Here is a 25,679-nt window from a genome sequence, read left to right on the forward strand (position 1 = left end):
CGTCCGGCCCGCTTCGCCTGTCGAATTCGTGGTTTCCCCTGCTTCAGCTTGTCCGTCGCGCCGCCGATATTCTGGTCAACCGGTGGGTGATTTGTGTGTCGCGCGCGTCGGGAGCTTCGTTTTCTTCATCGTATTTTTCGATGGAAGAGACGGGGCCGATTGGTCTGGTACGATCGATTCTTACATTTCGGTTTAACGAAGATCGGTAAGTGCCTAATATTGCTTATTTTTTCAGCTTTTACTACACTTGCGGAAACCTCCCGCCGTTTTGTTCGGACCCCAATGAAAGCCCAACTGTTTGCACCGCTCAGGATGATGCAGAGCGTGGCGCTCGGCACCGCCGTTTCGGTCGCCGTCTCGCTGATGGTGGCGACGGCCGCCGTCGCGCCCGCGGACGCGTTCGCCGCCACCGCCAAGACCGCGCAGAGCGCGAAAGGCAAGAAGAGCGCGGCGAAGAAGTCACTGCGCGCCGCGTCGTCGAGCGCCGAACCGCGCGCGAAAGGCGCGCGCAAGCGCGTGACCTACGTGTCGAACGGCCGTCACCACAGCGGCGTGCGCCGCGTCGCGTTCCAGCCGCGGCCGCCGTCGGTCGGCCAGGCGTTCGGCCTGCACGACACGCCCGATTCGCTCGCGCTGCGCTCGAGCGTCGCCTACGTCGTCGACCAGAACACGTCCGAGCCGCTCTTCGACAAAAATTCGCACGCGGTCGTGCCGATCGCGTCGATCACGAAGCTGATGACCGCGATGGTCGTCCTCGATTCGAAGTCGCAGCTCACCGACGAGGTCGAAGTGACCGACGAGGATCGCGATTACGAGAAGGGCACGGGTTCGCGCCTGTCGGTGGGCTCGGTGCTGTCGCGCGAGGACATGCTGCACATCGCGCTGATGGCGTCGGAGAACCGCGCGGCGGCCGCGCTGTCGCGCTACTACCAGGGCGGCCGTCCGGCGTTCATCGCCGCGATGAACGCGAAGGCGAAGGCGCTCGGCATGTCCGACACGCATTTCGAGAACTCGACTGGGCTGTCGAGCCAGAACGTGTCGAGCGCGCGCGATCTCGTGAAGATGGTGAACGCGGCGTATCAGTACCCACTCATCCGCAAGTTCTCGACCGACCGCAGCTACGAGGTGAACACCGGCAAGCGGACGCTCGCGTACAACAGCACGAATGCGCTCGTGCGCAATCCTTCGTGGGACATCGGCCTGCAGAAGACTGGTTTCATCAACGAAGCGGGCGAGTGCCTCGTGATGCAGACGACGATTCACAGCCGTCCGATCGTGATGGTGCTGCTCGATTCGTTCGGCAAGTACTCGCGCTTCGCCGATGCGTCGCGCGTGCGCAACTGGCTCGACAACGGCGGCGGCGAGCGCCTGACGGCGGCGAACACGCCGGCGGGCGGGACCTGATCGCGGACGCGGCCGAGCGTCGCATCGCCCAGCAAAAAGCCCCGCGAATGCGGGGCTTTTTTTGTGCGCCGGCCACCGGAGGCGCGGGGCGGCCGAGCGCTGGAGCGCGATGCGCGCGCGCCTACGCCTGCTTTTGCGCCAGCGCGTCCGCTTCCCTCGCGGTTTCCGGGCGATAGCCGAGCGATTCCGAGATCGTGAGCGCCGTGCGGCTCAACTGGCCGAGCCACGCGTCCTGGAGCCGGTCGGCGGGCGCGGACAGCGACAACCCGGCGACGAGCTTGCCGGAATCGTCGTAGATGCCGGCCGCGATGCAGCGCACGCCGAGCTCGAGCTCTTCGTTATCGCGCGCGCACGCCTGTTGGCGCACGAGCGTGAGCTCGCGCTCGAGCTTCGGCAGATCGGTGATGCTGTTTTGCGTATGGCCGGCGAGGCCCGTGCGCGTTGCGTACGCGCGCACCCGCGACGTCTCGTCCGCCGCGAGGAACAGCTTGCCGACCGACGTGAGGTGCAGCGGCGCGCGGCCGCCGATCGCGCGGACGACCTGCATTCCCGAGCGCTCCGAATACGCCCGCTCGATGTAGACGATCTCGTCGCCCTGGCGCACCGACAGGTTCACGGTCTGGCCCGTCAGCCGGTGCAACTCGCGCATCGGCATCAGCGCGGCGTCGCGCACCGACAGGCGCGCCTTCACGAGATTGCCGAGCTCGAGCAGGCGCATGCCGAGCCGGTATGTACCGGGGTCGGAGCGATCGACGAGACGGCAGGTCACCATGTCGTTCAAGATCCGGTGCGCGGTGGAAGGGTGCAGTTCGGTGCGCTGCGCGAGTTCCTTCAGGCTGACCGGATCGCTGTGCGCGGCGAGCGCATCGAGGAGCCGCATCATCCGTTCGATCACCTGGATCGATGTCTTGGAATCCGGGTTCGGGTTGCTCATCGTGAGGAATCGATTGCCGCATCAAGTACCAATGCGGCGATTGTATCTCGTATAGTGAAAAAAGCGAACGGTGTTCGAGGAAGTCCTCGCTCGGCGCCGGGCATTGCGCGATTGCGGCGCAACGTTGGTCTTGCCGCGCAAACGGCGGATAATGAGCGCCGTTTTCTCGAAGGAGCGCCTATGCGAGTCGGTTTGTTCGTCACGTGTCTTGTCGACCTGATGCGGCCCGAGATCGGTTTTTCGGCGCTCAAGCTGCTGAAAGAGGCTGGCTGCGAAGTCGTCGTGCCGCCTTCGCAGACCTGCTGCGGCCAGCCCGCGTACAACTCGGGCGAGCGCGCGATCGCTCGCGATCTGGCGGAAAAGGCGCTCGCCGAGTTCGAGCAGTTCGACTACGTCGTCGTGCCGTCGGGCTCGTGCGGCGGGATGATCCGCGTCCATTACGGCGACCTCTTTCGCGACGATCCCGAGCTGATGGCGCGCTACGGGCGCCTGCGCGCGAAAGTCTACGAACTGACCGACTTCCTCGCCAACGTCGCGCGGGTGAAGCTCGAGCCGGGCGAGTTCAAGGGGCCCGTCACGTACCACGATTCCTGTTCGGGCCTGCGCGAGCTCGGCGTGAAGGCGCAGCCGCGCGCGCTGCTCGCGCAGCGCGGCGTGGCCGTCGACGAGATGAAGGACTGCGAGCACTGCTGCGGCTTCGGCGGTACGTTCGCGGTGAAGTACGGCGACATCTCGAGCGCGATCGTCGACGAGAAATGCGCGAACGTGCGCGCGACGGGCGCGCCCGCGGTCGTGCTCGGCGATCTCGGCTGCATGCTGAACATCGAAGGGCGCCTGCGCCGCACGGGCGACCGCGACACGCGCGTGCTGCACATCGCGCAGGTGCTCGCGGGCGACGTCTGAGCGCCGCCCCGCCGAACGAACGATCGCGACGAGAACCACGAACCTCACGAGCCGCCATGCAAGTCCAATCGATGCATTTCAAGGCGCGCGCGGGCGAAAAGCTCGCCGATGCGCGCCTGCAGGAAAATCTCAAGAGGCTGTCGACGAAATTCGTGTCGGGACGCGCGCAGGCCGTCACGCAGATCGACTTCGTCGCGACGCGCGCGGAGCTGAAGGCGCGCCGCAACCGTGCGCTCGAGCGGCTCGACGTGTGGCTCGAGATGTTCGAGCGCGAGGCGGCGCGGCGCGGGACGACCGTGCTGTACGCGGAGACGACGGCCGACGCGGCGGCGCTCGTCGCGGACATCGCGCGGCGGCACGATGTGAAGAAGGTCATCAAGACGAAGTCGATGGTGACCGAGGAGGCGAATCTGAACGCTGTGCTCGGCCGGCTGGGCGTGCAGTCGATCGAGACCGACCTCGGCGAGTACATCCTGCAGATCAACGACAACGAGCCGCCGAGCCACATCATCGCGCCCGTGTTGCACCGGGACAAGGAAGAGGTGGCCGAGCTGTTCGCGAGGACGCACGGACGGCCGCGCCTGACCGAGATTCCGGAGATGACCCGCGAGGCGCGCGAGGTGCTGCGCCCCCATTTCCTGTCGGCCGACATGGGCGTGACGGGCGGCAACTTCGTGATCGCAGAGACGGGCTCCGTCGTGCTCGTGACGAACGAGGGCAACGAAGGCATGTGCACGGTGCTGCCGCGCGTGCACGTCGCGGTGACGGGAATCGAAAAGGTGTTGCCGACGCTCGAGGATCTCGCGACCGCGATGCGCCTCCTGCCGCGCTCGGCCACCGGGCAGAAGACGTCGAACTACTTTTCGCTGCTCACGGGCGTGCGGGGAGAGGGCGACGAGGACGGGCCCGAGCATTCGTATGTCGTGCTCGTCGACGGCGGCCGCAGCGGGCTCATCGGCGGCGAGTTCCAGGAGATGCTCCGCTGCATTCGCTGCGGCGCGTGCATGAACCACTGCCCGGTTTATCAGAAGGTCGGCGGGCACGCATACGGCTGGGTGTATCCGGGGCCGATGGGCTCGGTGCTGACGCCGAGCTACGTCGGGCTCGACAAGGCGCTCGATTTGCCGCAGGCCGCGACGCTCTGCGGCGAGTGCGACAGCGTCTGTCCGGTCGGCATCCCGATTTCGGGCCTGCTGCGCAAGCTGCGCGAGAAGCAGGTCGAGCGTCACCTGCGGCCGTGGCGCGAGCGCGCGGCGCTCGCCGCGTGGGGCTTTTTCGCGCGGCGGCCCACGCTGTACGCGTTCGCGACGAAGCTCGTCGTGCGCGTGCTCGAGCGGGCGGGCGGCACGTCGGGCGGCGTCGCTGGCACGCTCGGGCGGTTCCCGTTCGCGCGCGGCTGGACCGCGACGCGCGACATCCCGGCACCAGCCGGCAGGACGTTCCGCGAGCTGTACGCGGCGTCGCGCACGCATCTCGATCCGTCGTCGTCGACACGCTGACTTGACCGTGCGCAAGCGTGGCGCGCGTGGACGGGGAACGCGTTGCGCCGCGACTGTTCATCGAGCGACAACACTGCGTTCGCTATTCGCATATTTATCTCGATAGGTGCGATCTATAGAATCTCGACATGTCAGCATTGGGGAGCGTCCCAATGCGCCAGCCGAGAGAGGTCGCATCATGAGAAAGACAATATCGATGTACTGGCCGCTTGCGATCGTCGTGCCGCTCGCCGCCGCCGCTTACCTGTACCTGTCCGGGGCCGCGCCGCAGCGCGGGCAGGCGGTCGCGCGCGATGCGTCGGCCGAGCTCGCGCGCACGGTGTCGTACGGGCTCGTCGACGACGCGTCGCAGGCGCTGCCCGCCGCGTCGCCCGTCGCGCCGCTCGCCGGCGCAAAGGCTTTGTAAGCTGCCGTGAAGCCGAATCTGGCGCAAGCGGGAATCGGTGCGCCTTTGTATAATGGCGCGCTGTCCATCCGTGCGGTTCGCCGCGATTGTCTGGTTGCGTGATGAAAAGCGTCGCGATCTGTTTCGTCTGCCTCGGCAACATTTGCCGCTCGCCCACCGCCGAAGGGGTGATGCGGCACCAGGTGGCGGCAGCGGGGCTCGACGAGGCGATCGCGATCGATTCGGCCGGCACGGGCGACTGGCACGTCGGCGAGGCGCCCGATGCGCGCGCGCAGCAAGCGGCGCGCACACGGGGCTACGATCTGTCGGCGCTGCGCGCGCGGCAGATCGGCGCGGCCGATTTCGAGCGCTTCGATCTCGTGCTCGCAATGGATTCCGCCAACTTCGCCGAGCTGCGCAAGCGCTGCCCGCCGCAGCATCAGGGCAAGATCCGGCTGCTGATGGAATATGCAAGCGACGCATCGGCGCGCGAAATCGCCGATCCGTACTTCGGCGGCGCGCGCGGCTTCGAGCGGGTGCTCGATCAGTGCGAGGATGCGTGCCGCGGGCTCCTCGAGCGCTTGCGCGAAACGGCGCGCTGAAGCGCCGCACATACAACCCCCTTTTAGCGGCAGGGATACTTGACTAAATTTGTCAAATATTTATACTTGACCAAAATCGTCAAGATTGCTGCCCATTCAATACCATGAGACTCACCACCAAAGGCCGTTTCGCCGTCACGGCGATGATCGACTTGGCGCTGCGCCAGGAGCAAGGCCCGGTGACGCTTGCAGGCATCAGCCAGCGCCAGCGGATTTCGCTCTCCTACCTCGAGCAGTTGTTCGGCAAGTTGCGCCGGCATGAAATCGTCGAATCGGTCCGCGGACCGGGCGGCGGCTACAACCTCGCGCGCCGCGCGCAGGACGTGACGGTCGCCGACATCATCATTGCGGTCGACGAGCCGCTCGATGCGACCCAATGCGGCGGCAAGGGCGCGTGCGAAGGCACGAAGCAGCCCGACGGCCATTGCATGACGCACGAGCTCTGGTCGACGCTGAACCAGAAGATGGTCGAATACCTCGATTCGGTATCGCTGCAGGATCTCGTCGATCAGCAGCGCGCCCGCGAAGGCACGCCCGCCGTGCTGCGCGACAAGCGCAAGCCGGAGCCCGTTGCGGCGAGCGTCGAGCCCGTGCGCTCGATTCCGCTCGGCCCGAATTCGGTCTTCAACATCGCAAGCTCATGATTGCCGCGCATTGAACGCGGCAGCACAACGAACAGTCCCCGCACGAACGCATACCCGGAGCGATAGATGAATAACGAGATCCCCCACCTGCCCATCTACATGGACTACAGCGCGACGACGCCCGTCGATCCGCGCGTCGTCGACAAGATGGTGCCGTATCTGCGCGAGCAGTTCGGCAATCCGGCGTCCCGCAGCCACGCATACGGCTGGGACGCGGAGCGCGCGGTCGAAGAGGCGCGCGAGCAGGTGGCCGCGCTCGTCAACGCCGATCCGCGAGAAATCATCTGGACCTCCGGCGCGACCGAATCCGACAACCTCGCGATCAAGGGCGCCGCGCACTTCTATCAGGGCAAGGGCAAGCACATCGTCACGGTGAAGACCGAGCACAAGGCGGTGCTCGATACGTGCCGCGAGCTCGAGCGCGAAGGCTTCGAGGTGACCTATCTCGACGTGAAGGACGACGGCCTGCTGGAGCTCGACGCGCTGAAGGCCGCGCTGCGCCCGGACACGATCCTCGTGTCGGTGATGCACGTGAATAACGAGATCGGCGTGATCCAGGACATCGAGGCGATCGGCGAGATCTGCCGCGAGAAGGGCATCATCTTCCACGTCGACGCCGCGCAGGCGACGGGCAAGGTCGAGATCGACCTGGCGAAGCTGAAGGTCGACCTGATGTCGTTCTCCGCGCACAAGACCTACGGCCCGAAGGGCATCGGCGCGCTGTACGTGCGCCGCAAGCCGCGCGTGCGCATCGAGGCGCAGATGCACGGCGGCGGCCACGAGCGCGGCATGCGCTCGGGCACGCTGCCGACGCACCAGATCGTCGGCATGGGCGAGGCGTTTCGCATCGCCAAGGAGGAAATGGCGACCGAGAACGAGCGCATCCGGATGCTGCGCGACAAGCTGCTGCGCGGCCTGTCGCAAATCGAGGAGACCTACGTGAACGGCGACCTCGAGCATCGTATCCCGCACAACCTGAATATCAGCTTCAATTTCGTCGAAGGCGAGTCGTTGATCATGGCGATCAAGGACGTCGCGGTGTCGTCGGGTTCCGCGTGCACGTCGGCTTCGCTCGAGCCGTCGTACGTGCTGCGCGCGCTCGGCCGCAACGACGAGCTCGCGCACAGCTCGATCCGCTTCACGGTCGGCCGTTTCACGACGGAGCAGGAAGTCGACTACGTGATCGATCTGCTGAAGAGCAAGATCGCCAAGCTGCGCGACCTGTCGCCGCTTTGGGAAATGCATCAGGACGGCGTCGATCTGTCGACGATCGAATGGGCGGCGCACTGAGCGCAACGATATTTCCGCGGGCGATTGAGTGCCGCGCAGACGAAACGAAGCAAGGAGTTTGAATCATGTCTTACAGCAACAAGGTTCTGGATCACTACGAAAACCCGCGTAACGTCGGCTCGTTCGCGAAGGACGACGACGCGGTCGGCACCGGCATGGTTGGCGCGCCCGCGTGCGGCGACGTGATGAAGCTGCAGATCCGCGTTGGCGAGAACGGCGTGATCGAGGACGCGAAGTTCAAGACCTACGGTTGCGGTTCGGCGATCGCGTCGAGCTCGCTCGTCACCGAATGGGTGAAGGGCAAGACGCTCGACGAGGCGCTCGCGATCAAGAACACGCAGATCGCCGAAGAGCTCGCGCTGCCGCCCGTGAAGATCCACTGTTCGATCCTCGCGGAAGACGCGATCAAGGCGGCCGTTGCCGACTACAAGAAGCGCCACGACCACGAAGGCGCTGAAGACGGCAAGGCCGCCGCGTAAGCGGCGCCGCGGGTTCGACGCAGGGTCGACCGGTTTTGGGTTTAGACGCATGACGCACGAGGCTCGCTTCGTGCGACGAAGGACACTATGGCTATCACACTGACCGAAAAGGCTGCGCAGCACGTGCAGAAGTATCTGACGCGGCGCGGCAAGGGGCTGGGCCTGCGGCTCGGCGTGCGCACGACCGGCTGTTCGGGCCTCGCGTACAAGCTCGAGTATGTCGACGAGTTCGCCTCCGAGGATCAGGTGTTCGAAAGCCATGGCGTGAAGGTCTTCGTCGATCCGAAGAGCCTCGCGTACATCGACGGCACGGAGCTCGACTTCGCGCGCGAGGGATTGAACGAGGGCTTCAAGTTCAACAACCCGAACGTGAAGGACGAGTGCGGCTGCGGCGAATCGTTCCGCGTGTGACGGCATCCGCGCGAGGCGGACGAGAGGCGGCGCGGGCCGCCTTTTTAATGGGCGGCACATCGGTCGACGTCGTGCCGCAGTCGACAACGAGTTGAGCGCTACAGCTATTACGCGATGGTTTCGCTGAAAGACAGCCATTTCGATCTCTTTCACCTGCCGGTGCAATTCGCGCTCGACGAGCCTACGCTCGACGCCGCGTACCGCACCGTGCAGTCGCAGGTGCACCCGGACCGTTTCGCCGCGGCGGGCGACGCGCAAAAGCGCATCGCGATGCAATGGGCGACGCGTGCGAACGAGGCGTACCAGACACTGCGCGATCCGCTCAAGCGGGCGACGTACCTGCTGCACTTGCGCGGCGTCGACGTCGGCGCCGAGAACAACACGGCGATGGAGCCGGCGTTCCTGATGCAGCAGATGGAGTGGCGCGAGCGCATCGAGGATGCGGCGGCCGCGAAGAACGTCGGCGAGCTCGATGCGCTGCTCGCCGAATTGCGCGACGAGCGGCGCGCGCGCCTCGCGAAGCTGGGCGCGCTGCTCGACAGCGGCTCGGATCAGGGCGCGGCCGAGGCCGTGCGGCAACTGATGTTCGTCGAGCGCGTGTCGGCCGAGATCGGCGCTCAGATCGAGCGCCTCGAACACTAACCGCGCGCATTACGCACGCGATGCAAGCGGGGCTTCGGCCCCCATCGAACATACAGATGGCTTTACTGCAAATTTCCGAACCCGGCATGGCGCCCGCGCCGCATCAGCGGCGCCTCGCCGTCGGCATCGACCTCGGCACGACGAATTCGCTCGTCGCCGCGGTGCGCAACAGCATTCCGGAGGCGCTGCCCGATGACGACGGGCGCGTGCTGCTGCCGTCCGTCGTCCGCTATCTCGAGAAGGGCGGCCGCCGCATCGGCCACACCGCGAAGGAAGAGGCGGCGATCGATCCGCGCAACACGATCGTGTCGGTCAAGCGCTTCATGGGGCGCGGCAAGGCGGAGGTCGAAGGCGCGGCGAACGCGCCGTACGAATTCGTCGATGCGCCCGGCATGGTGCAGATCCGTACGGTCGACGGCGTAAAGAGCCCGGTCGAGGTGTCGGCGGAAATTCTCGCGACGCTGCGCCAGCGCGCCGAAGACACGCTCGGCGACGAGCTCGTCGGCGCGGTGATCACGGTGCCCGCGTATTTCGACGACGCGCAGCGCCAGGCGACGAAGGACGCCGCGCGGCTCGCGGGCCTGAACGTGCTGCGCCTGCTGAACGAGCCGACCGCGGCCGCGATCGCGTACGGGCTCGACAACGGCGCGGAAGGCCTCTACGCGGTCTATGACCTCGGCGGCGGCACGTTCGACCTGTCGATCCTGAAGCTCACGAAGGGTGTGTTCGAAGTGCTCGCGGCGGGCGGCGATTCGGCGCTCGGCGGCGACGATTTCGATCACGCGCTGTTCGCGCACGTGCTCGCGCAAGCGGGCATCGAGGCGGCGGCGCTCGCGCCCGAGGACGTGCGCCTGCTGCTCGACCGCGTGCGCGGCGCGAAGGAGGCGCTGTCGTTCGCGCGGGACGCGCATGTCGACGTGAAGCTGTCGACGGGCGAAAAGCTCGCGCAGACGATTACGCGCGACGCGTTCGCCGCGCTCGTCGAGCCGCTCGTGCAGCGCACGCTGACGCCGACGCGCAAGGCGCTGCGCGACGCGCAGGTGAGCGCGGCCGACATCAAGGGCGTCGTGCTCGTCGGCGGCGCGACGCGGATGCCCGTGATCCGCGACGCGGTCGCGAAGCATTTCGGCCAGCCGCCGCTCGTCAACCTCGACCCGGACCAGGTGGTCGCGCTCGGCGCGGCGATCCAGGCGGATCTGCTCGCGGGCAACCGCAGCGGCGGCGACGACTGGCTGCTGCTCGACGTGATTCCGCTGTCGCTCGGCGTGGAGACGATGGGCGGCCTCGTCGAGAAGATCATTCCGCGCAATTCGACGATTCCCGTTGCGCGCGCGCAGGAATTCACGACCTTCAAGGACGGCCAGACCGCGATGGCGATCCACGTCGTGCAGGGCGAGCGCGAGCTCGTCGCCGACTGCCGGTCGCTCGCGCGCTTCGAGCTGCGCGGCATTCCGCCGATGGCGGCGGGCGCCGCGCGAATTCGCGTGACCTATCAGGTCGACGCGGACGGCCTCCTGTCGGTGTTCGCGCGCGAGCAGCACTCCGGCGTCGAGGCGTCGGTCGTCGTGAAGCCGTCGTACGGCTTGGGCGACGACGACATCGCGCGCATGCTCGAAGACAGTTTCAAGACGGCCGAAGTCGACATGCGAGCGCGCGCGCTGCGCGAGGCGCAAGTCGAGGCGCAGCGCCTCGTCGACGCGACGGACGTGGCGCTCGCCGCCGACGGCGATTTGCTCGACGCGCACGAGCGCGCGATGGTCGACGGTCTCGTCGCGTCGCTGCGCGCGGTCGCGACGGGCGACGACGCGAACGCGATCGACGCGGCAACGAAGGCGCTCGCCGAGGGCACCGACGAATTCGCCGCGCGCCGGATGGACAAGAGCATCAAGCGGGCGCTCGCCGGCCGCAAGCTCGACGAGATCTGAATACGAACCGAGCCGCGCGGCCGACCGGCCGCCGGCGCGGCGATGGACGGCGCGGCGGCAAGCCGCGCACTGGCTGAACGAACGGAACGAACATGCCTCAACTCGTAGTACTGCCGCACGTCGAATTGTGCCCGGACGGCGCGGTGATCGACGCCGTGCCCGGCAAGAGCATCTGCGACAACCTGCTCGACAACGGCGTCGAGATCGAGCACGCGTGCGAGAAATCGTGCGCATGCACGACGTGCCATGTGATCATCCGCGAAGGCTTCAACGAGCTCGAGCCGTCCGAAGAGGACGAGGACGACCTGCTCGACAAGGCATGGGGCCTCGAGCCGACGTCGCGCCTGTCGTGCCAGGCGGTCGTGAAGGAGGGCGTGGATCTGGTCGTCGAGATTCCGAAGTACTCGATCAACCACGCGAAGGAAAATCACTGAGGCGAGGAGATTCGGCGATGAAATGGACCGATTCCCGCGAGATCGCGATCGCGCTCGCGGACAAGCATCCGGATGTCGATCCGCAGCGGATCAATTTCGTCGATCTGCGGCAATGGGTGCTGGCGCTGGACGGCTTCGACGACGATCCGAGTCATTCGGGCGAGAAGATTCTCGAGGCGATCCAGGCGCACTGGATCGACGAATCGGACTTCGACGACGAAGACTGACGCGGCGCGGGGGACTGGCGCAAGCGTGGGCCGGGTCGACGCTGGGGCTGGGCGAAAGGCCAGGCGAAGCGGCGCGATGCGGTGTGATGCGGCGCCGTCGCGCCCGGTGCGCGGGGCAGCCGCGCTCGAGGCGGAGCGCGAGATGGCGAGATGACGTGACGGCGTGCGTCTCGGCCCGCTCGATCGGCGTCGCGCGATCGCCAGCCCGGCGGCGTATGAATCGGGATAGCGGATCGGATGACGGCTCGCGGCCACGTGGGCGACGCGGCGGTCGCGAAATTTCCGGCAAGGATTCAAGGAAAAACGGCTCGTGACGCAATCACGAGCCGTTTTTTCATGGCGGGCCGACAGCGCGGCCGCGACGCCGAATCGCTCGGCTGCACGCGCATGCGGCGCGCAGCCGCTCGCGCCGCGCGGCTCGCGTCACGCGCCGACGAGCGTGCCGTTCTCGACCCGCACGCGCTGGCCTTGGCCGAACGGCGGCGGATTGTGGTACGTGAACGTGCGCGTCGAGCCGTCCTGCATCTGCACCTGGACCTGATAATCGGTTTCGCTGCGCACCTGCTTTTCGACCGCATTGCCCGCGAGGCCGCCGCCGAGCGCGCCGATGATCGTCATCGCGGTGCGGCCGTTGCCGTGGCCGAACTGGTTGCCGACCAGGCCGCCCGCGGCAGCGCCGCCGATCGCGCCGATCCCCGAGCTCGTGCCCGCCGTGCGCACCGGCACGATCGAGGCGACGGTGCCGCAAGTCGCGCAGTACGACGATTGCGGCTGCTGCGACGATTGCTGCGCATATTGCGGCGGTTGCGGCGCGGCCGCCGTGTGGTGATGGCGCGCCGGACGCGGCGCGGGCTTCGGCGCCGCTTGCGCGACCGCCTGACGTTGCGCCGCCTGCTGCTGCGCTGCTTGCGCGGCGAGGGCGGCGCTCGCGGCGGCGGCCGTGTCGACGGCCGGCTGCGACGCGATCAGCGCGGCTTGCGTCTGCGGGTTCTGCGCATCGGTGCTGCTCGCCTTCGGGAACAGCCCGGTGACGGCGGCCGTTGCGGCGAGGCTCGCGATGATGACGGCGCCCGCGGCTGTCGCGACGAGCGGATGGATGCGCTGGCGTTGTTGCGTGGTGGTGTTCTGGTTATCCATTTTCGACTCTCCGGTGTCGATCGGAGTTAGTGCTTCAGCACTTACTCCGATCCCATGCAAAGCACGTCGATCGGAGTTAGTGCTTCAGCACTTACTCCGATCCCATGCAAAGCACGTCGATCGGAGTTAGTGCTTCAGCGGTTACTCCGATCCGATGCAAAGTACGTCGATCGGAGTTAGTGCTTCAGCGGTTACTCCGATCCGATGCAAAGTACGTCGATCGGAGTTAGTGCTTCAGCGGTTACTCCGATCCGATGCAAAGTACGTCGATCGGAGTTAGTGCTTCAGCAGTCACTCCGATCTCATGCAAAGTATGTCGATCGAGGTTGGTGCTTCAGCGGTCACCCCGATCTCATGCAAAGCGAGCCGCACACGGTGGTGCGTCATTTTCCGAAGCGAAGTGTCGATCAAACTCCGCGGGTACGCCGTTTCAAGTTGTAACGATTCGCTGCGCAAACTTGCATGTCAAACACTGTCAAACGCCCGCTCGCGCAAGCGGCGCAAAGGCAGCGTGAAGAAGGGGACGGAAGAGGACGGCGGCGCGGCGGCCGGGATTTACTGGCGGTTACAAAGCAGGCGGGCCTGCCGCCGCCCGCCGCCGCGTTTTGCCCCGGGGAATCGGGCGGGAAAACGGGCGGCGGGCGGCTCGCGAGGCGCTCAGTCCTCGCGGCGCAGATGCGGGAACAGCAGCACGTCGCGGATCGTCGGGCTGTCGGTGAGCAGCATCACGAGACGGTCGATGCCGATTCCGCAGCCGCCTGTCGGAGGCATCCCGTATTCGAGCGCGCGGATGTAGTCGGCGTCGAAGAACATCGCTTCCTCGTCGCCCGCGTCCTTTTGCTCGACCTGCTTCCTGAAGCGCGCGGCCTGATCCTCCGGATCGTTCAGCTCCGAGAAGCCGTTCGCGATCTCGCGGCCGGTGACGAAGAGCTCGAAGCGCTCGGTGATGCCGGCCACCGTGTCCGATTCGCGCGCGAGCGGCGACACTTCGATCGGGTAGTCGATGATGAAGGTCGGCTCCCACAGTTGCGCTTCCGCGGTTTCCTCGAACAGCGCGAGCTGCAGCGCGCCGATGCCGGCGTTCAGGAACGCCGGCTGCGCGACGTCGACGCCGAGGCGCTTCAGTTCGCTGCGCAGGTAGGCGTCGTCCGACAACTGGCCGTCGGTGTACTGCGGCGCATACTTCTGGATGGCCTGCGTGATCGTCAGACGATGGAACGGCTTCGCGAGATCGAGCTCGCGGCCCTGATACTGGATCGTCGCGGTGCCGAGCGCGTCGACGGCCGCCTGGCGGATCAACTGCTCGGTGAAGTCCATCAGCCAGCGGTAGTCGGTGTACGCGGCGTAGAACTCCATCATCGTGAATTCCGGGTTGTGGCGCGGCGACACGCCCTCGTTGCGGAAATTCCGGTTGATCTCGAACACGCGCTCGAAACCGCCGACGATGAGCCGCTTCAGGTACAGCTCCGGCGCGATGCGCAGGAACATCTGCATGTCGAGCGCGTTGTGGTGCGTGACGAACGGTTTCGCGGCCGCGCCGCCCGGGATCGGGTGCAGCATCGGCGTCTCGACTTCCATGAAGTCGGCGTCGCTCATGAACTTGCGGATCGACGCGATCGCCTTGGTGCGCGCGCGGAACGTCGCGCGCGTCTCGGGCGTCACGATGAGGTCGACGTAGCGCTGGCGATAGCGCGTTTCCTGGTCGGCGAGGCCGTGGAACTTGTCGGGCAGCGGGCGCAGCGCCTTCGCGAGCAGCCGCAGCTCCGTGCACTTCACCGACAGCTCGCCCTTGTTCGTGCGGAACAGCACGCCGCGCGCGGCGACGATGTCGCCCAGGTCCCACTTCTTGAACGCGTCGTAGGTCTCGGCGCCGACGTCGGCGGGCGTCACGAAGAACTGGATCTGACCCGAGCCGTCCTGCACCGTCGCGAAGCTCGCCTTGCCCATCACGCGCTTGAGCATCATCCGGCCGGCGACCGACACTTCGAGCGGCTTCGCCTCGAGCGCTTCCTTGTCGGCGTCCGCGAATTCGGTCTGCAGATCGGCCGCATGGTGGGCCGGCTGGAAGTCGTTCGGATAGGCGATGCCTTGGTCGCGCAGCGTGCGCAGCTTGTCGCGGCGCTCCGCGATGATCTGGTTTTCGTCCGCTGCGACAGCGGCCTGCGGTTGGGTCGATTCGGTCATGGTGGTCGGGTTCGATGGTAATGCGGCAGCGGGGCGCGGCGCCGACGCGGCCGGCGCGCGGGCCGGCCGGACCGCGCCCGCGCGGGGGCGCTTACACGCCCTGTTTGAGGCTCGCGCTGATGAAGTCGTCGAGGTCGCCGTCGAGGACGGCCTTCGTGTTGCTCATTTCGACGCTCGTGCGCAGATCCTTCACGCGGCTCTGGTCGAGCACGTACGAGCGGATCTGGTGGCCCCAGCCCACGTCCGTCTTGCTCGATTCGAGCTTGTCCTGCTCGGCCTGGCGCTTGCGCAGCTCGGCTTCGTACAGGCGCGACTTCAGCATCGCCATCGCTTCCGCGCGGTTGCGGTGCTGCGAGCGGTCGTTCTGGCACTGGACGACGATGCCCGTCGGCATGTGCGTGATCCGCACGGCCGAGTCGGTCTTGTTGATGTGCTGACCGCCCGCGCCCGAAGCGCGGTACGTGTCGATGCGCAGGTCGGCCGGGTTGATCTCCACTTCGATCGAGTCGTCGATCTCGGGATACACGAACACCGACGAGAACGACGTGTGGCGGCCGCCCGACGAATCGAACGGCGACTTGCGCACGAGGCGGTGAATGCCCGTTTCGGTGCGCAGATAGCCGTATGCGTATTCGCCCGAGACCTTGATCGTCGCGTTCTTGATGCCGGCGACGTCGCCGTCGGACTCTTCGAGCACTTCCGCCTTGAAGCCCTTGCGCTCGCAGTAGCGCAGGTACTGGCGCAGCAGCATCGACGCCCAATCGCACGCCTCGGTGCCGCCCGCGCCCGCCTGGATGTCGATGAAGCAATTGTTCGGATCGGCCGGGTTCGAGAACATCCGGCGGAATTCGATGTCGGCGACGCGCGCCTCGAGCTTCGCCGCATCGCCTTCGGTCGCGACGAGCGTGTCCTCGTCGCCTTCCTCGCGGGCGAGATCGAACAGGTCCTGCGCGTCGCGCAGGTCGTTATCGAGCCCGGTGAGCGTCATCACGACGCTCTCGAGCGATTTCTTCTCGCGGCCGAGCGCCTGGGCGTTCTTCGAGTCGCTCCAGACGTTCGGATCTTCGAGTTGCTTGTTGACTTCGGCTAGACGTTCGGACTTGACGTCGTAGTCAAAGATACCCCCGTAGCTCGCCCGCGCGCCGGCGCAGGTCCGCGAGGGAGCTTTCGATCGCGTTCAGACGTTCCGCTTCCATGATCTTGTTCGCTTTTGACGCTTCGTGAAAAGGGGAAATTATAGCCGATCGAGGGCCTCGGCCGGTACCGCGCCGCCCGCACGGCCGCGCGCGGCGAGGGGCGCGGCGAGGGGCGCGGGAGGCGCCGATCGGGCGGGGCGTGGCGGGGGGCGCCGGGCGGCGGCGGGCGCCGCGGGATTCGGCGTCGTGCTCGGGCGCCGCGATGGCGTGCGGACGCGCGGACTGCGGGCTGCGCGGATCGTCCGAGCGGCGCCGGCGGTCCGGGACGCGCGGAATCGATTCGCGAGGCAGCCGCGACGGATCGGCGCGCGGGCGTTCGAGCGTGCGACCGCGGCGCGAGCGAAGCGCGATGGAGCGGCGGGCGGGCCGGTGCAACCGCCGAGCGAGGCGTTCGCATGCGCGGCGAACGCGGCACGATGTCGCGTGACCTCGCGTGACCTCGCGTGATGCCGCGCAATGCCTCGCGACGCCGTGTACGCTCGGCATGCGTTCCATGCGTCGCCTGTCGTTGCGCCGAATTTCGTTCGGCCGGTTGCGTATCGCGGCGCGCGTTGCCGCCGCCCGTCGATCGGAAACGCGCGTGCGTTACGCCGCGTGCTCGACGATCAGCTGCACGCGCGTCATGCCGTTCCACGTGTCGCTCGCGAGCCGGAACGCGACCGTCGCGCGCGCGGGCAGCGGCTGCGCGTGGTTGAACCAGATCGCGTTGAAGCGCTGGCGGCCGCGCATCAATTGCAGCTTCAGGTGCTTGTCCTTGACGAGCGCCTGCGATGCCACGTCGAATTCGCCCGAGAAGAGCGGCGCCGGAAAGCCCTGGCCCCAGACGGCCGAATCGAGCAGCTCGACGATCTGCGGCGTGAAGTACGCATCCTCGAGATCGCCGTCCGTCTCGATCACGCGCGCGAGCGCGTCGTCGGACAGCCATTCGCGCGCGACCGCCTCGAACGCGGCGGCGAAGCGCGGCACGTTTCCGGTATCGAGCGTGACGCCCGCCGCCATCGCGTGGCCGCCGAACGTGACGATCAGATCGGGCTCGCGCTTCGAGATCAGGTCGATCGCGTCGCGCAGATGGAAGCCCGGGATCGAGCGGCCCGAGCCTTTCACGCGCGCGCCGCTGTCGTCCGCGTGCGCGAACGTGAACGACGGCCGGTGGAAGCGCTCCTTCAGCCGCCCGGCGACGATCCCGATCACGCCCTGGTGCCATTGCGGGTTGAAGAGCGTGATCGTCGCCGCGTCGGCCGGGTCGACCGACGCGAGATCGGCGAGCGCCTGCTGCTGCATGCCCGCCTCGATTTCGCGCCGCTCGCGGTTCATCGCGTCGAGTTGCTGCGCGAGCTCCCACGCGCGGCCGACGTCGTCGGTCGTCAGGCATTCGATGCCGAGCGACATGTCCGACAGGCGGCCCGCCGCGTTCAGGCGCGGGCCGAGGCCGAAGCCGAGATCGAAGCCGGACGCGCTGCGCGCATCGCGCGCCGCCGCCCGAAAGAGCGCGGCGATGCCGGGCTGCATCCGGCCGTTGCGGATTCGCTGCAGGCCCTGCGCGACGAGCACGCGGTTGTTGCCGTCGAGGCGCACGACGTCGGCGACGGTGCCGAGCGCGACGAGGTCGAGCAGGCCGTCGAGACGCGGCTCGGGGCGGTCGTCGCCGAACGCGCCGCGTGCGCGCAGCTCGGCGCGCAGCGCGAGCAGCACGTAGAACATCACGCCGACGCCCGCGACGTGCTTGCTCGGAAACGTGCAGCCCGGCTGGTTCGGGTTGACGATCGCGCGCGCGGCGGGGAGCGTGCCGCCCGGCAGGTGGTGATCGGTGACGAGCACGTCGATGCCGCGCGCGTTCGCGGCCGCGACGCCGTCGACGCTCGCGATCCCGTTGTCGACGGTGATGAGCAGATCGGGCTCGCGCGCGGCGGCGAGCTCGACGATCTCGGGCGTCAATCCGTAGCCGTATTCGAAGCGGTTCGGCACCAGGTAGTCGATCTTCGCGCCGAACATCCGCAGGCCGCGCACGGCCACCGCGCATGCGGTCGCGCCGTCGCAGTCGTAATCGGCGACGACGAGCATCTTGCGGCCGGTCTCGAGCGCGTCGGCGAGCAGCGCGGCGGCGGCGGCGCAGCCTTTCAACTGGGCGGGCGGCACGAGGCGCGAGAGCGCGGTTTCGACGTCGGCAGGCGACGTGATCCCGCGCGCCGCGTACAGGCGGGCGAGCACGGGATGCATTCCGTGGCGGGCGAGCGCGTCGAGCGCGGCGGGGGCGGCTATGCGGGTGACGATGCGGGTCATGCGAAATGGTTGTCGTTATTCGAACAGGGAGGCGAGCGCGCGGCGGCGCCAGAACTTGCGCAGGTCGCCGCGCGTCGCGGCGAGCGTCGCGGCGCTCGTGTCGCCGCACAGCGTGAGCGCGAGCTCGCCGATGCGGCCTTGCGCGAGCGCGTCGAGAGCGGGCGCGAACCAGTCGCGCTCGAGCGCGGCGAGCGCGTCGTGCCAGCGCGCCCAGTCGTGCTCGAGGAACGGCGTCGTCAGCGTGTCGAGCTCGACGAGCGTCGCGCCGTCGGGCTGCGGCGCGGCGCCGGCGGCGAGCGCGTCGAACGTGGCGGGCGGCTCGCCCGCGGCCGCGCCCGCGACGAGCGCGAGCCCGCGCGCGCCGGGCGAGCGCGACAGCACGCGCGCGAACGGGCTCGTCACGGGCTTCAGCGCGCCTTGCGCATGAAACCAGATCGAATTGACGGCCGGGTAGCCGCGCGCTTCGCGCGCCTCGTTCACGGGATGCCGGAACCACGCCATCTGCACCTCGTTCTGCAGCTTCATCCATGTGCGCGAGCGTTCGCCCGTCTGCGTCTCGTGCGGCAGCCAGATCTCGATGTTGCGGCCGCTCGCGCGCAGCGGCGCGGCGCCCGCGAGTCCGGCGAGCTGCGGGCTCGACAGGTACCAGCGCGCGGCGCGCGGCGCCTGCACCTTCACGCCGAGTTCCTCTATTAGCGGGCGCGCGGTGTCGAGCAGCGCGGCGGCTTCATCGTCGCCGATCTCGAGCGACGCGGGATCGATCAGCACGAGGTGATCGGTCGCGATCTGCACGTGCACGGGTTCGACGCACGCCCACGTGTCGTCGCCGGGCGTGCCGCCGTCGGCGACGAGCATGTACGGCGCGAGCGGCGCATCGTCGGCATCCTCGGGAATCGCGCCGAAGCGGCGCGCGAGCCAGCGCTCGTGCGGCAGCGTGCGCTGGAAGTCTTCGCCGACCGTGTGTTCGACGAGGCGCGCGCGAGCGAGAAGCCGGGCGAGCGCGGGGCTGTCGAGCGTGTGGAGGGAAGACGCGGCGTCGGCGGCCGACGGCAGCGCGAAGGGCACGAGGAAATGAAGACGTTGGGCACGCATGATGGTGCGCATTGTAGGCCAAACGGCAAAGCCGGTCGCCGGTGTCGCGCCGCGCGTCGCATGTGCGGCGCGCGCGGCCGAGTTGGTAAAATTGCGGATCGGCGCGCCGTGCGCTTCGGGCCTGCCGCGCGCTCGCGCGCCGGTGGCGCGGCCGCATTCGCGGCTCGATCGGGGCCGAATCGGTCGTGCCGGATTCGGTGGAGGCGCCGGATGGCAGGATGCGGCCGAATCGACCGGCCCGACCGACCCGATCGACCCGACTGACCCGATTGATCCGATTGATCCGATCTACCCGTTCGAATCGTTCGGATCGTTCGGATCGTTCGGATCGGCCGCGTCGCCGCTGTCCGACTGGCCGGCCGCCGGGCCGCTGTAGCGCGGATCGCTCGATCGCCGGCCGCCCCGGCGCGGGCTGTCACGGCGTGTGCCGCCCTGACGTGTGCCGCCCTGACGTGGGCCGCCCTGACGTGGGCCGCCCGATCCGGAACGTTTTCAGGGGCGATTAAGCATTGTGTGGCACACTGCGCGCGTAACCGGGTCCGCCCGGTTCCTGCGCGCGAATTCGCGCAGCGCGCGGCGTTCCAACCAGCAGAAAGGATAGGCTTGAAACTTCCGTACGAATGGCAGATCGGCTGGCGCTATACCCGCGCCGGCAAACGCACGACCGGCAACGGCTTCATTTCGTTCATCGCGCTCGTGTCGATGCTCGGGATCGCGCTCGGCGTCGCGGCGCTCATCGTCGTGCTGTCCGTGATGAACGGCTTCCAGAAAGAGGTTCGCGACCGGATGCTGTCGGTGCTCGCGCACGTCGAGGTCTTCTCGCCGACGGGCTCGATGCCCGACTGGCAACTGAGCGCGAAGGAAGCGCGCCTGAACAAGTCCGTGACCGGCGCGGCGCCGTACGTCGACGCGCAGGCGCTGCTCACGCGGCAGGACGCGGTGAGCGGCGTGATGCTGCGCGGCGTCGAGCCGTCGCTCGAGCCGCAGGTGTCCGATATCGGCAAGGACATGAAGGCGGGCTCGCTCACGGCGCTCGCGCCCGGCCAGTTCGGGATCGTGCTCGGCGACGCGCTCGCGGGCAACCTCGGCGTGGGCGTGGGCGACAAGGTCACGCTCGTCGCGCCGGAAGGCACGATCACGCCGGCCGGGATGATGCCGCGCCTGAAGCAGTTCACGGTGGTCGGCATCTTCGAATCGGGCCATTACGAATACGACAGCACGCTCGCGATGATCGACATCCAGGACGCGCAGGCGCTCTTCAGGCTGCCCGCGCCGACGGGCGTGCGGCTGCGCCTCGTCGACATGCAGAAGGCGCCGCAGGTCGCCCGCGAGCTCGCGCACACGCTGTCGGGCGACCTGTACATCCGCGACTGGACGCAGCAGAACAAGACGTGGTTCTCGGCGGTGCAGATCGAGAAGCGGATGATGTTCATCATCCTCACGCTCATCATCGCGGTTGCGGCGTTCAACCTCGTGTCGTCGCTCGTGATGACCGTGACGAACAAGCAGGCGGACATCGCGATCCTGCGCACGCTCGGCGCGCAGCCGAGCTCGATCATGAAGATCTTCGTCGTGCAGGGCGTGACGATCGGCTTCGTCGGCACCGCGACGGGCGTCGCGCTCGGCTGCCTGATCGCGTGGAGCATTCCGTGGCTCATCCCGATGATCGAGCACGCGTTCGGCGTGCAGTTCCTGCCGCCGTCGGTGTACTTCATCAGCGAGCTGCCGTCCGAGCTCGTCGCGAGCGACGTGATCCGGATCGGCGTGATCGCGTTCGCGCTGTCCGCGCTCGCGACGCTCTATCCGAGCTGGCGCGGCGCGAAGGTGCGCCCCGCGGAGGCGCTGCGCTATGAATGACCGGGTCTTCGAACAGACGATGAATCAGAACCATCAAGGTGGCGCCGCGCGCGAATACGTGCTCGAGGCGCGCGGCGTCACGAAGACGTTCGTGCAGGGCGGCTTCAACGTACAGGTGCTCGACAACGCCGAGGTGTCGGTGCGGCGCGGCGAGAAGCTCGCGATCGTCGGCGCGTCGGGTTCGGGCAAGAGCACGCTGCTGCACGTGCTGGGCGGCCTCGACGAGCCGAGCGCGGGGCAGGTGTCGCTGCTCGGCAAGCCGTTTACGCAGCTCGCCGAGCGCGAGCGCAACGACTTGCGCAATCGCGCGCTCGGCTTCGTCTATCAGTTCCACCATCTGCTGCCCGAGTTCACCGCGCTCGACAACGTCGCGATGCCGCTCAGGATTCGCCGGATGTCGACCGAGGAGGCGCGCCACCACGCGCGCGAGATGCTCGAACAGGTGGGGCTCGGCGCGCGCGCGAAGCACCGGCCGGGCGAGCTGTCGGGCGGCGAGCGGCAGCGCGTCGCGATCGCGCGCGCGCTCGTCACGAAGCCCGCGTGCGTGCTCGCCGACGAGCCGACCGGCAACCTCGACGGCTCGACTGCCGATCACGTGTTCCATCTGATGCTCGATTTGTCGCGCACGCTCGACACGAGCTTCGTGATCGTCACGCACGATCCCGATCTCGCCGCGCGCTGCGACCGTATCCTGCGGCTGCGCGACGGTGTGCTGCACGAGGAGCCGGCCGTGCCGGTGTGACGCGATGTGGATCGACACGCACTGCCATCTCGACGCGCCGGAGTTCGACGCCGACCGCGAGATCGTCGCTGGCGCGGCGCGGGCGGCGGGCGTGTCGCGCATCGTGATCCCGAGCGTCGGGCGAATGAATTTCGCGACGGTGCGCGAGCTCGCGCATGCGACGCAAGGCGCGGTGTACGCGCTCGGCATTCATCCGATGTACACGCCGCAGGCGCGCGACGAGGATCTCGATCGGCTGCGGATGGAGGTCGACGCGAGCCTCGACGATCCGCGCTTCGTCGGCATCGGCGAGATCGGCCTCGACTACTTCGTGCCGGGTCTCGACGACAACCGGCAGCAATTCATCTACGACGCGCAATTGCGGCTCGCGCGCGACTTCGATCTGCCCGTCGTGTGCCACGTGCGCAAGTCGCAGGATCGCGTGCTGGCCGGGCTGCGGCGCGCGGGCGTGCGGCGCGGCATCGCGCACGCGTTCAACGGCAGCTTCCAGCAGGCCGACGCGTATCTCGCGCAAGGGCTCAAGCTCGGCTTCGGCGGCAACGTGACATTCGGCCGCGCGCTGCAGATCCGGCGGCTCGCCGCGCAACTGCCGCTCGACGCGCTCGTCGTCGAGACCGACGCGCCCGACATTCCCCCCGAATGGCGCTACAAGCAGCGCAATACGCCCGACCAGGTGCCGCTCATCGGCGCGGCGATCGCCGCGCTGCGTGGCATCGACGCCGACGCGCTTTCGCTATCCACTTCGGCCAACGCGCTCGCCGCGCTGCCGCGTCTCGCGCTTTCGTCCGCATAATCGATTCGTGACGGACGTGCGTCGCTCTCGCGGCGCGAAAGACGGAGGCGCGATGCGGGCGATGTGCGGTGCGTTCGCGCTCGGCATCGTCGCGCTGCAGCAGCAGGCGGCGCTGCCGGGTGCGGCGGAATGGGCGGGCGGCGCGCTCGCGCTCGGCTGGTGCGCGTGGCTCGCGGTCACGCTGCGCGGCGATGCGCGCGCGAGCGCGCGACGGGCCGGGTTGTGCGCATGCTGTTGCGCGGCGGCGCTCGCGGGCTTCGGCTACGCGGCGGCGCGCGCGCAGTGGCGGCTCGCCGATGCGCTGCCCAAGCAATGGGAGGGGCGCGACATCGTCGTGACGGGCGCGGTGCGCGGGCTGCCGTCGCGCGACGCGAAAGGCGTGCGTTTCCTGTTCGACGTCGACGCCAACGATGCGGGCATCGCCCGATTTCCCGCGACGCTGTCGCTTGCGTGGTACGCGTTCGGCCGCGCGGCCACGCCGCCGCCCGAATTCGCGCCGGGCGACCGGTGGCGGCTGCGCGTGCGTCTCAAGCGCCCGCACGGCAACGCGAACTTCGGCGTGCGCGACGCGGAGGCGGCGTGGCTCGCGCGCGGCATCCGTGCGCTCGGCTACGTGTCCGCGACGCACGATGCGCGGCGGCTGGCCGGCAGGGCGCCCGGCATCGTCGCCACGGTCGACCGGCTGCGCGCGCGCCTGCGCGGGCGAATCGCCGACGCGCTCGGCGACGCCGCGCATCGCGGGATCGTGGTCGCGCTCGCGATCGGCGCGCAGGACGGCATCGACGACGGCGACCGGCGCATCCTGCGCGATACCGGCACGAGCCATCTCGTCGCGATCTCCGGGCTGCACGTCGGGATGGTCGGCGGCCTGTGCGCGTGGCTTGCGGGCGGGTTCTGGCGGCGCTCGGGCTACGTCGGGCGGAACTGGCCGCTCGTCGTGCCCGCGCAGAAGATCGCGGCGCTCGCCGCGATCGCGGGCAGTGCAGGCTATGCGGCGCTCGCGGGCTTCAACGTGCCCGCGCAGCGCGCGTGGTGGATGCTCGCCGCCGCGGGCGTCGCGTATCTGAGCGGGCGTTCGCTCGCGCCGTCGTCGGTGCTCGCGGCGGCGCTCGGTTGCGTGCTGCTCGCCGATCCGTGGGCGGTGACGTCGCCCGGCTTCTGGCTGTCGTTCGGCGCGGTGGCGGCGATCCTGTTCGTGTCGTCGGGGCGAAGCGCGGCGCGCGACGCACGCGAGACCGACGACGCGCGCGGCGTGCCGGGCGTGATCGACGGCGCGGTGGGCGAGGGAGTGTCGCCGTCGCGCGCGTCGCGGCTGCGCGCCGCGTGCGCGTGGTCGGCGCGGTCGATGAGGCGGCTCTTTCGGCGCTCGAGCGACGCCGCGCGAGCGCAGTACGCGGTGACGATCGCGCTTGCGCCGCTCACCGTGCTGTGGTTCGCGCAGATCCCGCTCGCCGGGCCGCTCGCGAACGCGTTCGCGATTCCCTGGGTCGGCTCGCTCGTCACGCCGATCGTGCTTGCGGGCGTCGTGCTGCCCGCGCCGCTCGATGCATTCGCCTATACGCTCGCGCATGCGCTCGTCGCGATGCTGATGCGGCTACTCGAGGCGACGGCCGGCGCGGGGCGCACGGTCTGGATGCTGCCGACGCCGGACGGTTTCGCGCTCGCGACGGCGGCGGCGGGTGTCGTCTGGGCGCTGACGCCGCGCGGCTGGCCGCTGCGCCGCGCCGCGCCGCTCGCGTGGCTCCCGCTCGTTGTTCCCGCGCCGCTCGCGCCGCCCGAAGGCGCGTTCCGGCTGACGGCGCTCGATGTCGGGCAGGGCTCCGCGGTGCTGATCGAAACCGCGCGGCACGCGCTGCTGTTCGACGCGGGGCCGGGGCCGGAGGCGTCGAACGCGGGCGAGCGGATCGTCGTGCCGTTCCTGCGCGCACGGGGCGTGCGCGTGCTCGACGCGCTCGTCGTGAGCCACGCGGATTCGGACCACGCGGGCGGCGCGCCCGCCGTGCTCGATTCGGTCGCGGTCGCGCAGATGACAGGCGGGCTGCCGCCGTCGAACCGCTTGTGGCGCGCCGCGCGCGCGGCCGGCGTGACGGATGCGCTACCGTGCGCGGCGGGCCAGCGCTGGCGCTGGGACGGCGTCGAGTTCGCGACGCTTTGGCCCGACGGCGGCCCGCGCGCGGGCGGCGCGACGAACGCGCAGTCGTGCGTGCTGCGCGTGTCGGCGGGCGAGGGCTCGGCGCTTCTGACAGGCGACGTCGACGCGCGCTCGGAGCGTGCGCTCGTCGCCGGATCGCGCGATGCGCTCGCCGCGCGGGTGCTCGTCGTCCCGCATCACGGCAGCCGCACGTCGTCGACCGAACCTTTCCTCGATTCGGTCGAACCGCGCATTGCCATATTTCAGGTAGGCTACGCCAACAGGTTTCAGCATCCGCATCCGACCGTCTGGGCGCGCTATGCCGTGCGCGGCATCGAACTGCCGCGCACGGATCGCGACGGCGCGGTGCGCATCGACGTGGCGTCGAGCGGCGCGGTTCCCGCTCCGATACGATACCGGGACGCGCAGCGGCGCTACTGGATGGACCGGTGACGTGACGCGGAGGCTACGACAGGGAGACAGCGGCG

General features: G+C 68.5%; 24 protein-coding genes. 18 read left to right on the top strand and 6 right to left on the bottom strand.

Annotated features, from left to right (window positions below):
* Nucleotides 1–282 precede the first annotated feature (282 nt).
* On the top strand, nucleotides 283–1,404 hold the full coding sequence (gene pbpG / locus WT60_RS07765; RefSeq protein WP_038748814.1) for a D-alanyl-D-alanine endopeptidase: 1,122 nt from the start codon (nucleotides 283–285) through the stop codon (nucleotides 1,402–1,404).
* 121 nt (nucleotides 1,405–1,525) lie between these two features.
* Here the strand turns inward: pbpG and WT60_RS07770 are convergent, their stop codons facing one another.
* The gene (locus WT60_RS07770; RefSeq protein WP_038748816.1) at nucleotides 1,526–2,338 is read right to left on the bottom strand and encodes an IclR family transcriptional regulator; all 813 of its coding nucleotides are present in this window, start codon (nucleotides 2,336–2,338) and stop codon (nucleotides 1,526–1,528) included.
* Between the two features lie 180 nt (nucleotides 2,339–2,518).
* On the opposite strand from WT60_RS07770, the gene WT60_RS07780 reads away from it, so the two are divergent.
* From WT60_RS07780 to iscX, 12 genes are all read left to right on the top strand, one after another.
* Complete coding sequence (locus WT60_RS07780) at nucleotides 2,519–3,241, top strand: (Fe-S)-binding protein (protein WP_060355401.1); 723 nt, start codon at nucleotides 2,519–2,521, stop codon at nucleotides 3,239–3,241.
* 56 nt (nucleotides 3,242–3,297) lie between these two features.
* Entirely contained in the window at nucleotides 3,298–4,740 is a 1,443-nt protein-coding gene (locus WT60_RS07785) for a lactate utilization protein B (protein WP_038748818.1), read from the top strand.
* Between the two features lie 196 nt (nucleotides 4,741–4,936).
* A complete protein-coding gene (locus WT60_RS07790; protein ID WP_161788668.1) occupies nucleotides 4,937–5,146 on the top strand; it encodes a hypothetical protein in 210 nt (69 codons plus the stop codon).
* Between the two features lie 101 nt (nucleotides 5,147–5,247).
* On the top strand, nucleotides 5,248–5,727 hold the full coding sequence (locus tag WT60_RS07795; RefSeq protein ID WP_059648329.1) for a low molecular weight protein-tyrosine-phosphatase: 480 nt from the start codon (nucleotides 5,248–5,250) through the stop codon (nucleotides 5,725–5,727).
* Nucleotides 5,728–5,831: 104 nt separating this feature from the next.
* A complete protein-coding gene (iscR, locus tag WT60_RS07800) occupies nucleotides 5,832–6,371 on the top strand; it encodes a Fe-S cluster assembly transcriptional regulator IscR (protein WP_038748823.1) in 540 nt (179 codons plus the stop codon).
* Nucleotides 6,372–6,437: 66 nt separating this feature from the next.
* On the top strand, nucleotides 6,438–7,661 hold the full coding sequence (locus WT60_RS07805) for an IscS subfamily cysteine desulfurase (protein WP_038748825.1): 1,224 nt from the start codon (nucleotides 6,438–6,440) through the stop codon (nucleotides 7,659–7,661).
* A gap of 65 nt (nucleotides 7,662–7,726) precedes the next feature.
* Nucleotides 7,727–8,140: a Fe-S cluster assembly scaffold IscU gene (gene iscU / locus WT60_RS07810; RefSeq protein WP_038748826.1), complete on the top strand. Its 414-nt coding sequence runs from the start codon at nucleotides 7,727–7,729 to the stop codon at nucleotides 8,138–8,140.
* Nucleotides 8,141–8,227: 87 nt separating this feature from the next.
* Nucleotides 8,228–8,551 carry an iron-sulfur cluster assembly protein IscA gene (iscA, locus tag WT60_RS07815; protein WP_038748829.1) on the top strand — a complete coding sequence of 108 codons (324 nt, stop codon included), beginning with the start codon at nucleotides 8,228–8,230 and terminating at the stop codon, nucleotides 8,549–8,551.
* Nucleotides 8,552–8,665: 114 nt separating this feature from the next.
* A complete protein-coding gene (gene hscB, locus WT60_RS07820; protein WP_038748831.1) occupies nucleotides 8,666–9,193 on the top strand; it encodes a Fe-S protein assembly co-chaperone HscB in 528 nt (175 codons plus the stop codon).
* 56 nt (nucleotides 9,194–9,249) lie between these two features.
* Complete coding sequence (gene hscA / locus WT60_RS07825; RefSeq protein WP_038748833.1) at nucleotides 9,250–11,118, top strand: Fe-S protein assembly chaperone HscA; 1,869 nt, start codon at nucleotides 9,250–9,252, stop codon at nucleotides 11,116–11,118.
* A gap of 92 nt (nucleotides 11,119–11,210) precedes the next feature.
* Entirely contained in the window at nucleotides 11,211–11,552 is a 342-nt protein-coding gene (fdx, locus tag WT60_RS07830; protein ID WP_038748834.1) for an ISC system 2Fe-2S type ferredoxin, read from the top strand.
* A gap of 17 nt (nucleotides 11,553–11,569) precedes the next feature.
* Nucleotides 11,570–11,779 (top strand): Fe-S cluster assembly protein IscX, encoded by a 210-nt coding sequence (gene iscX / locus WT60_RS07835; RefSeq protein WP_038748836.1) that lies wholly within the window; start codon nucleotides 11,570–11,572, stop codon nucleotides 11,777–11,779.
* A gap of 423 nt (nucleotides 11,780–12,202) precedes the next feature.
* Here the strand turns inward: iscX and WT60_RS07840 are convergent, their stop codons facing one another.
* From WT60_RS07840 to WT60_RS07875, 5 genes are all read right to left on the bottom strand, one after another.
* Nucleotides 12,203–12,916, bottom strand: a complete 714-nt coding sequence (locus tag WT60_RS07840) for a glycine zipper 2TM domain-containing protein (RefSeq protein WP_038748838.1) — start codon at nucleotides 12,914–12,916, stop codon at nucleotides 12,203–12,205.
* Between the two features lie 657 nt (nucleotides 12,917–13,573).
* Nucleotides 13,574–15,100: a lysine--tRNA ligase gene (lysS, locus tag WT60_RS07850; RefSeq protein ID WP_038750493.1), complete on the bottom strand. Its 1,527-nt coding sequence runs from the start codon at nucleotides 15,098–15,100 to the stop codon at nucleotides 13,574–13,576.
* Between the two features lie 91 nt (nucleotides 15,101–15,191).
* A protein-coding gene (gene prfB / locus WT60_RS07855) for a peptide chain release factor 2 (protein ID WP_156440110.1) occupies nucleotides 15,192–16,296 on the bottom strand; the annotation gives its coding sequence in 2 pieces (ribosomal slippage) (nucleotides 15,192–16,214 and nucleotides 16,216–16,296; 1,104 coding nt in all).
* A 585-nt stretch (nucleotides 16,297–16,881) separates the two neighbouring features.
* Nucleotides 16,882–18,576, bottom strand: coding sequence for a single-stranded-DNA-specific exonuclease RecJ (gene recJ / locus WT60_RS07870; RefSeq protein ID WP_060355403.1), 1,695 nt, complete (start codon nucleotides 18,574–18,576; stop codon nucleotides 16,882–16,884).
* Between the two features lie 15 nt (nucleotides 18,577–18,591).
* Nucleotides 18,592–19,668, bottom strand: coding sequence for a regulator (locus WT60_RS07875; protein WP_081989785.1), 1,077 nt, complete (start codon nucleotides 19,666–19,668; stop codon nucleotides 18,592–18,594).
* On the opposite strand from WT60_RS07875, the gene WT60_RS07880 reads away from it, so the two are divergent.
* From WT60_RS07880 to WT60_RS07900, 5 genes are all read left to right on the top strand, one after another.
* On the top strand, nucleotides 19,667–20,044 hold the full coding sequence (locus tag WT60_RS07880; RefSeq protein ID WP_186448575.1) for a hypothetical protein: 378 nt from the start codon (nucleotides 19,667–19,669) through the stop codon (nucleotides 20,042–20,044). The two genes, WT60_RS07875 and WT60_RS07880, sit on opposite strands and share 2 nt — an antisense overlap.
* Nucleotides 20,045–20,271: 227 nt before the next feature.
* On the top strand, nucleotides 20,272–21,525 hold the full coding sequence (locus tag WT60_RS07885) for a lipoprotein-releasing ABC transporter permease subunit (protein ID WP_038750474.1): 1,254 nt from the start codon (nucleotides 20,272–20,274) through the stop codon (nucleotides 21,523–21,525).
* The gene (lolD, locus tag WT60_RS07890) at nucleotides 21,518–22,267 is read left to right on the top strand and encodes a lipoprotein-releasing ABC transporter ATP-binding protein LolD (protein WP_052145120.1); all 750 of its coding nucleotides are present in this window, start codon (nucleotides 21,518–21,520) and stop codon (nucleotides 22,265–22,267) included. The genes WT60_RS07885 and lolD overlap by 8 nt, the downstream gene beginning before the upstream one ends.
* Before the next feature lie 4 nt (nucleotides 22,268–22,271).
* On the top strand, nucleotides 22,272–23,060 hold the full coding sequence (locus tag WT60_RS07895; protein ID WP_038750467.1) for a TatD family hydrolase: 789 nt from the start codon (nucleotides 22,272–22,274) through the stop codon (nucleotides 23,058–23,060).
* A 52-nt stretch (nucleotides 23,061–23,112) separates the two neighbouring features.
* Nucleotides 23,113–25,644: a DNA internalization-related competence protein ComEC/Rec2 gene (locus tag WT60_RS07900; protein ID WP_060355418.1), complete on the top strand. Its 2,532-nt coding sequence runs from the start codon at nucleotides 23,113–23,115 to the stop codon at nucleotides 25,642–25,644.
* Nucleotides 25,645–25,679: the final 35 nt, after the last annotated feature.

The sequence above is a fragment of the Burkholderia sp. MSMB617WGS genome (assembly GCF_001532025.2).
Lineage (GTDB): Bacteria > Pseudomonadota > Gammaproteobacteria > Burkholderiales > Burkholderiaceae > Burkholderia > Burkholderia savannae.

Excerpts from the sequence above, each read along its gene's own strand:
- WT60_RS07780 (WP_060355401.1), top strand. The coding sequence starts at position 2,519 with ATGCGAGTCGGTTTGTTCGTCACGTGTCTTGTCGACCTGATGCGGCCC.
- WT60_RS07840 (WP_038748838.1), bottom strand. The coding sequence starts at position 12,916 with ATGGATAACCAGAACACCACCACGCAACAACGCCAGCGCATCCATCCG.
- WT60_RS07770 (WP_038748816.1), bottom strand. The coding sequence starts at position 2,338 with ATGAGCAACCCGAACCCGGATTCCAAGACATCGATCCAGGTGATCGAA.
- WT60_RS07805 (WP_038748825.1), top strand. The coding sequence starts at position 6,438 with ATGAATAACGAGATCCCCCACCTGCCCATCTACATGGACTACAGCGCG.
- hscA (WP_038748833.1), top strand. The coding sequence starts at position 9,250 with ATGGCTTTACTGCAAATTTCCGAACCCGGCATGGCGCCCGCGCCGCAT.
- fdx (WP_038748834.1), top strand. The coding sequence starts at position 11,211 with ATGCCTCAACTCGTAGTACTGCCGCACGTCGAATTGTGCCCGGACGGC.
- WT60_RS07895 (WP_038750467.1), top strand. The coding sequence starts at position 22,272 with ATGTGGATCGACACGCACTGCCATCTCGACGCGCCGGAGTTCGACGCC.
- WT60_RS07880 (WP_186448575.1), top strand. The coding sequence starts at position 19,667 with ATGATGGTGCGCATTGTAGGCCAAACGGCAAAGCCGGTCGCCGGTGTC.
- lolD (WP_052145120.1), top strand. The coding sequence starts at position 21,518 with ATGAATGACCGGGTCTTCGAACAGACGATGAATCAGAACCATCAAGGT.
- WT60_RS07875 (WP_081989785.1), bottom strand. The coding sequence starts at position 19,668 with ATGCGTGCCCAACGTCTTCATTTCCTCGTGCCCTTCGCGCTGCCGTCG.
- iscX (WP_038748836.1), top strand. The coding sequence starts at position 11,570 with ATGAAATGGACCGATTCCCGCGAGATCGCGATCGCGCTCGCGGACAAG.
- WT60_RS07790 (WP_161788668.1), top strand. The coding sequence starts at position 4,937 with ATGTACTGGCCGCTTGCGATCGTCGTGCCGCTCGCCGCCGCCGCTTAC.
- pbpG (WP_038748814.1), top strand. The coding sequence starts at position 283 with ATGAAAGCCCAACTGTTTGCACCGCTCAGGATGATGCAGAGCGTGGCG.
- hscB (WP_038748831.1), top strand. The coding sequence starts at position 8,666 with ATGGTTTCGCTGAAAGACAGCCATTTCGATCTCTTTCACCTGCCGGTG.
- WT60_RS07785 (WP_038748818.1), top strand. The coding sequence starts at position 3,298 with ATGCAAGTCCAATCGATGCATTTCAAGGCGCGCGCGGGCGAAAAGCTC.
- lysS (WP_038750493.1), bottom strand. The coding sequence starts at position 15,100 with ATGACCGAATCGACCCAACCGCAGGCCGCTGTCGCAGCGGACGAAAAC.
- recJ (WP_060355403.1), bottom strand. The coding sequence starts at position 18,576 with ATGACCCGCATCGTCACCCGCATAGCCGCCCCCGCCGCGCTCGACGCG.
- iscA (WP_038748829.1), top strand. The coding sequence starts at position 8,228 with ATGGCTATCACACTGACCGAAAAGGCTGCGCAGCACGTGCAGAAGTAT.
- iscR (WP_038748823.1), top strand. The coding sequence starts at position 5,832 with ATGAGACTCACCACCAAAGGCCGTTTCGCCGTCACGGCGATGATCGAC.
- WT60_RS07900 (WP_060355418.1), top strand. The coding sequence starts at position 23,113 with ATGCGGGCGATGTGCGGTGCGTTCGCGCTCGGCATCGTCGCGCTGCAG.
- WT60_RS07795 (WP_059648329.1), top strand. The coding sequence starts at position 5,248 with ATGAAAAGCGTCGCGATCTGTTTCGTCTGCCTCGGCAACATTTGCCGC.
- iscU (WP_038748826.1), top strand. The coding sequence starts at position 7,727 with ATGTCTTACAGCAACAAGGTTCTGGATCACTACGAAAACCCGCGTAAC.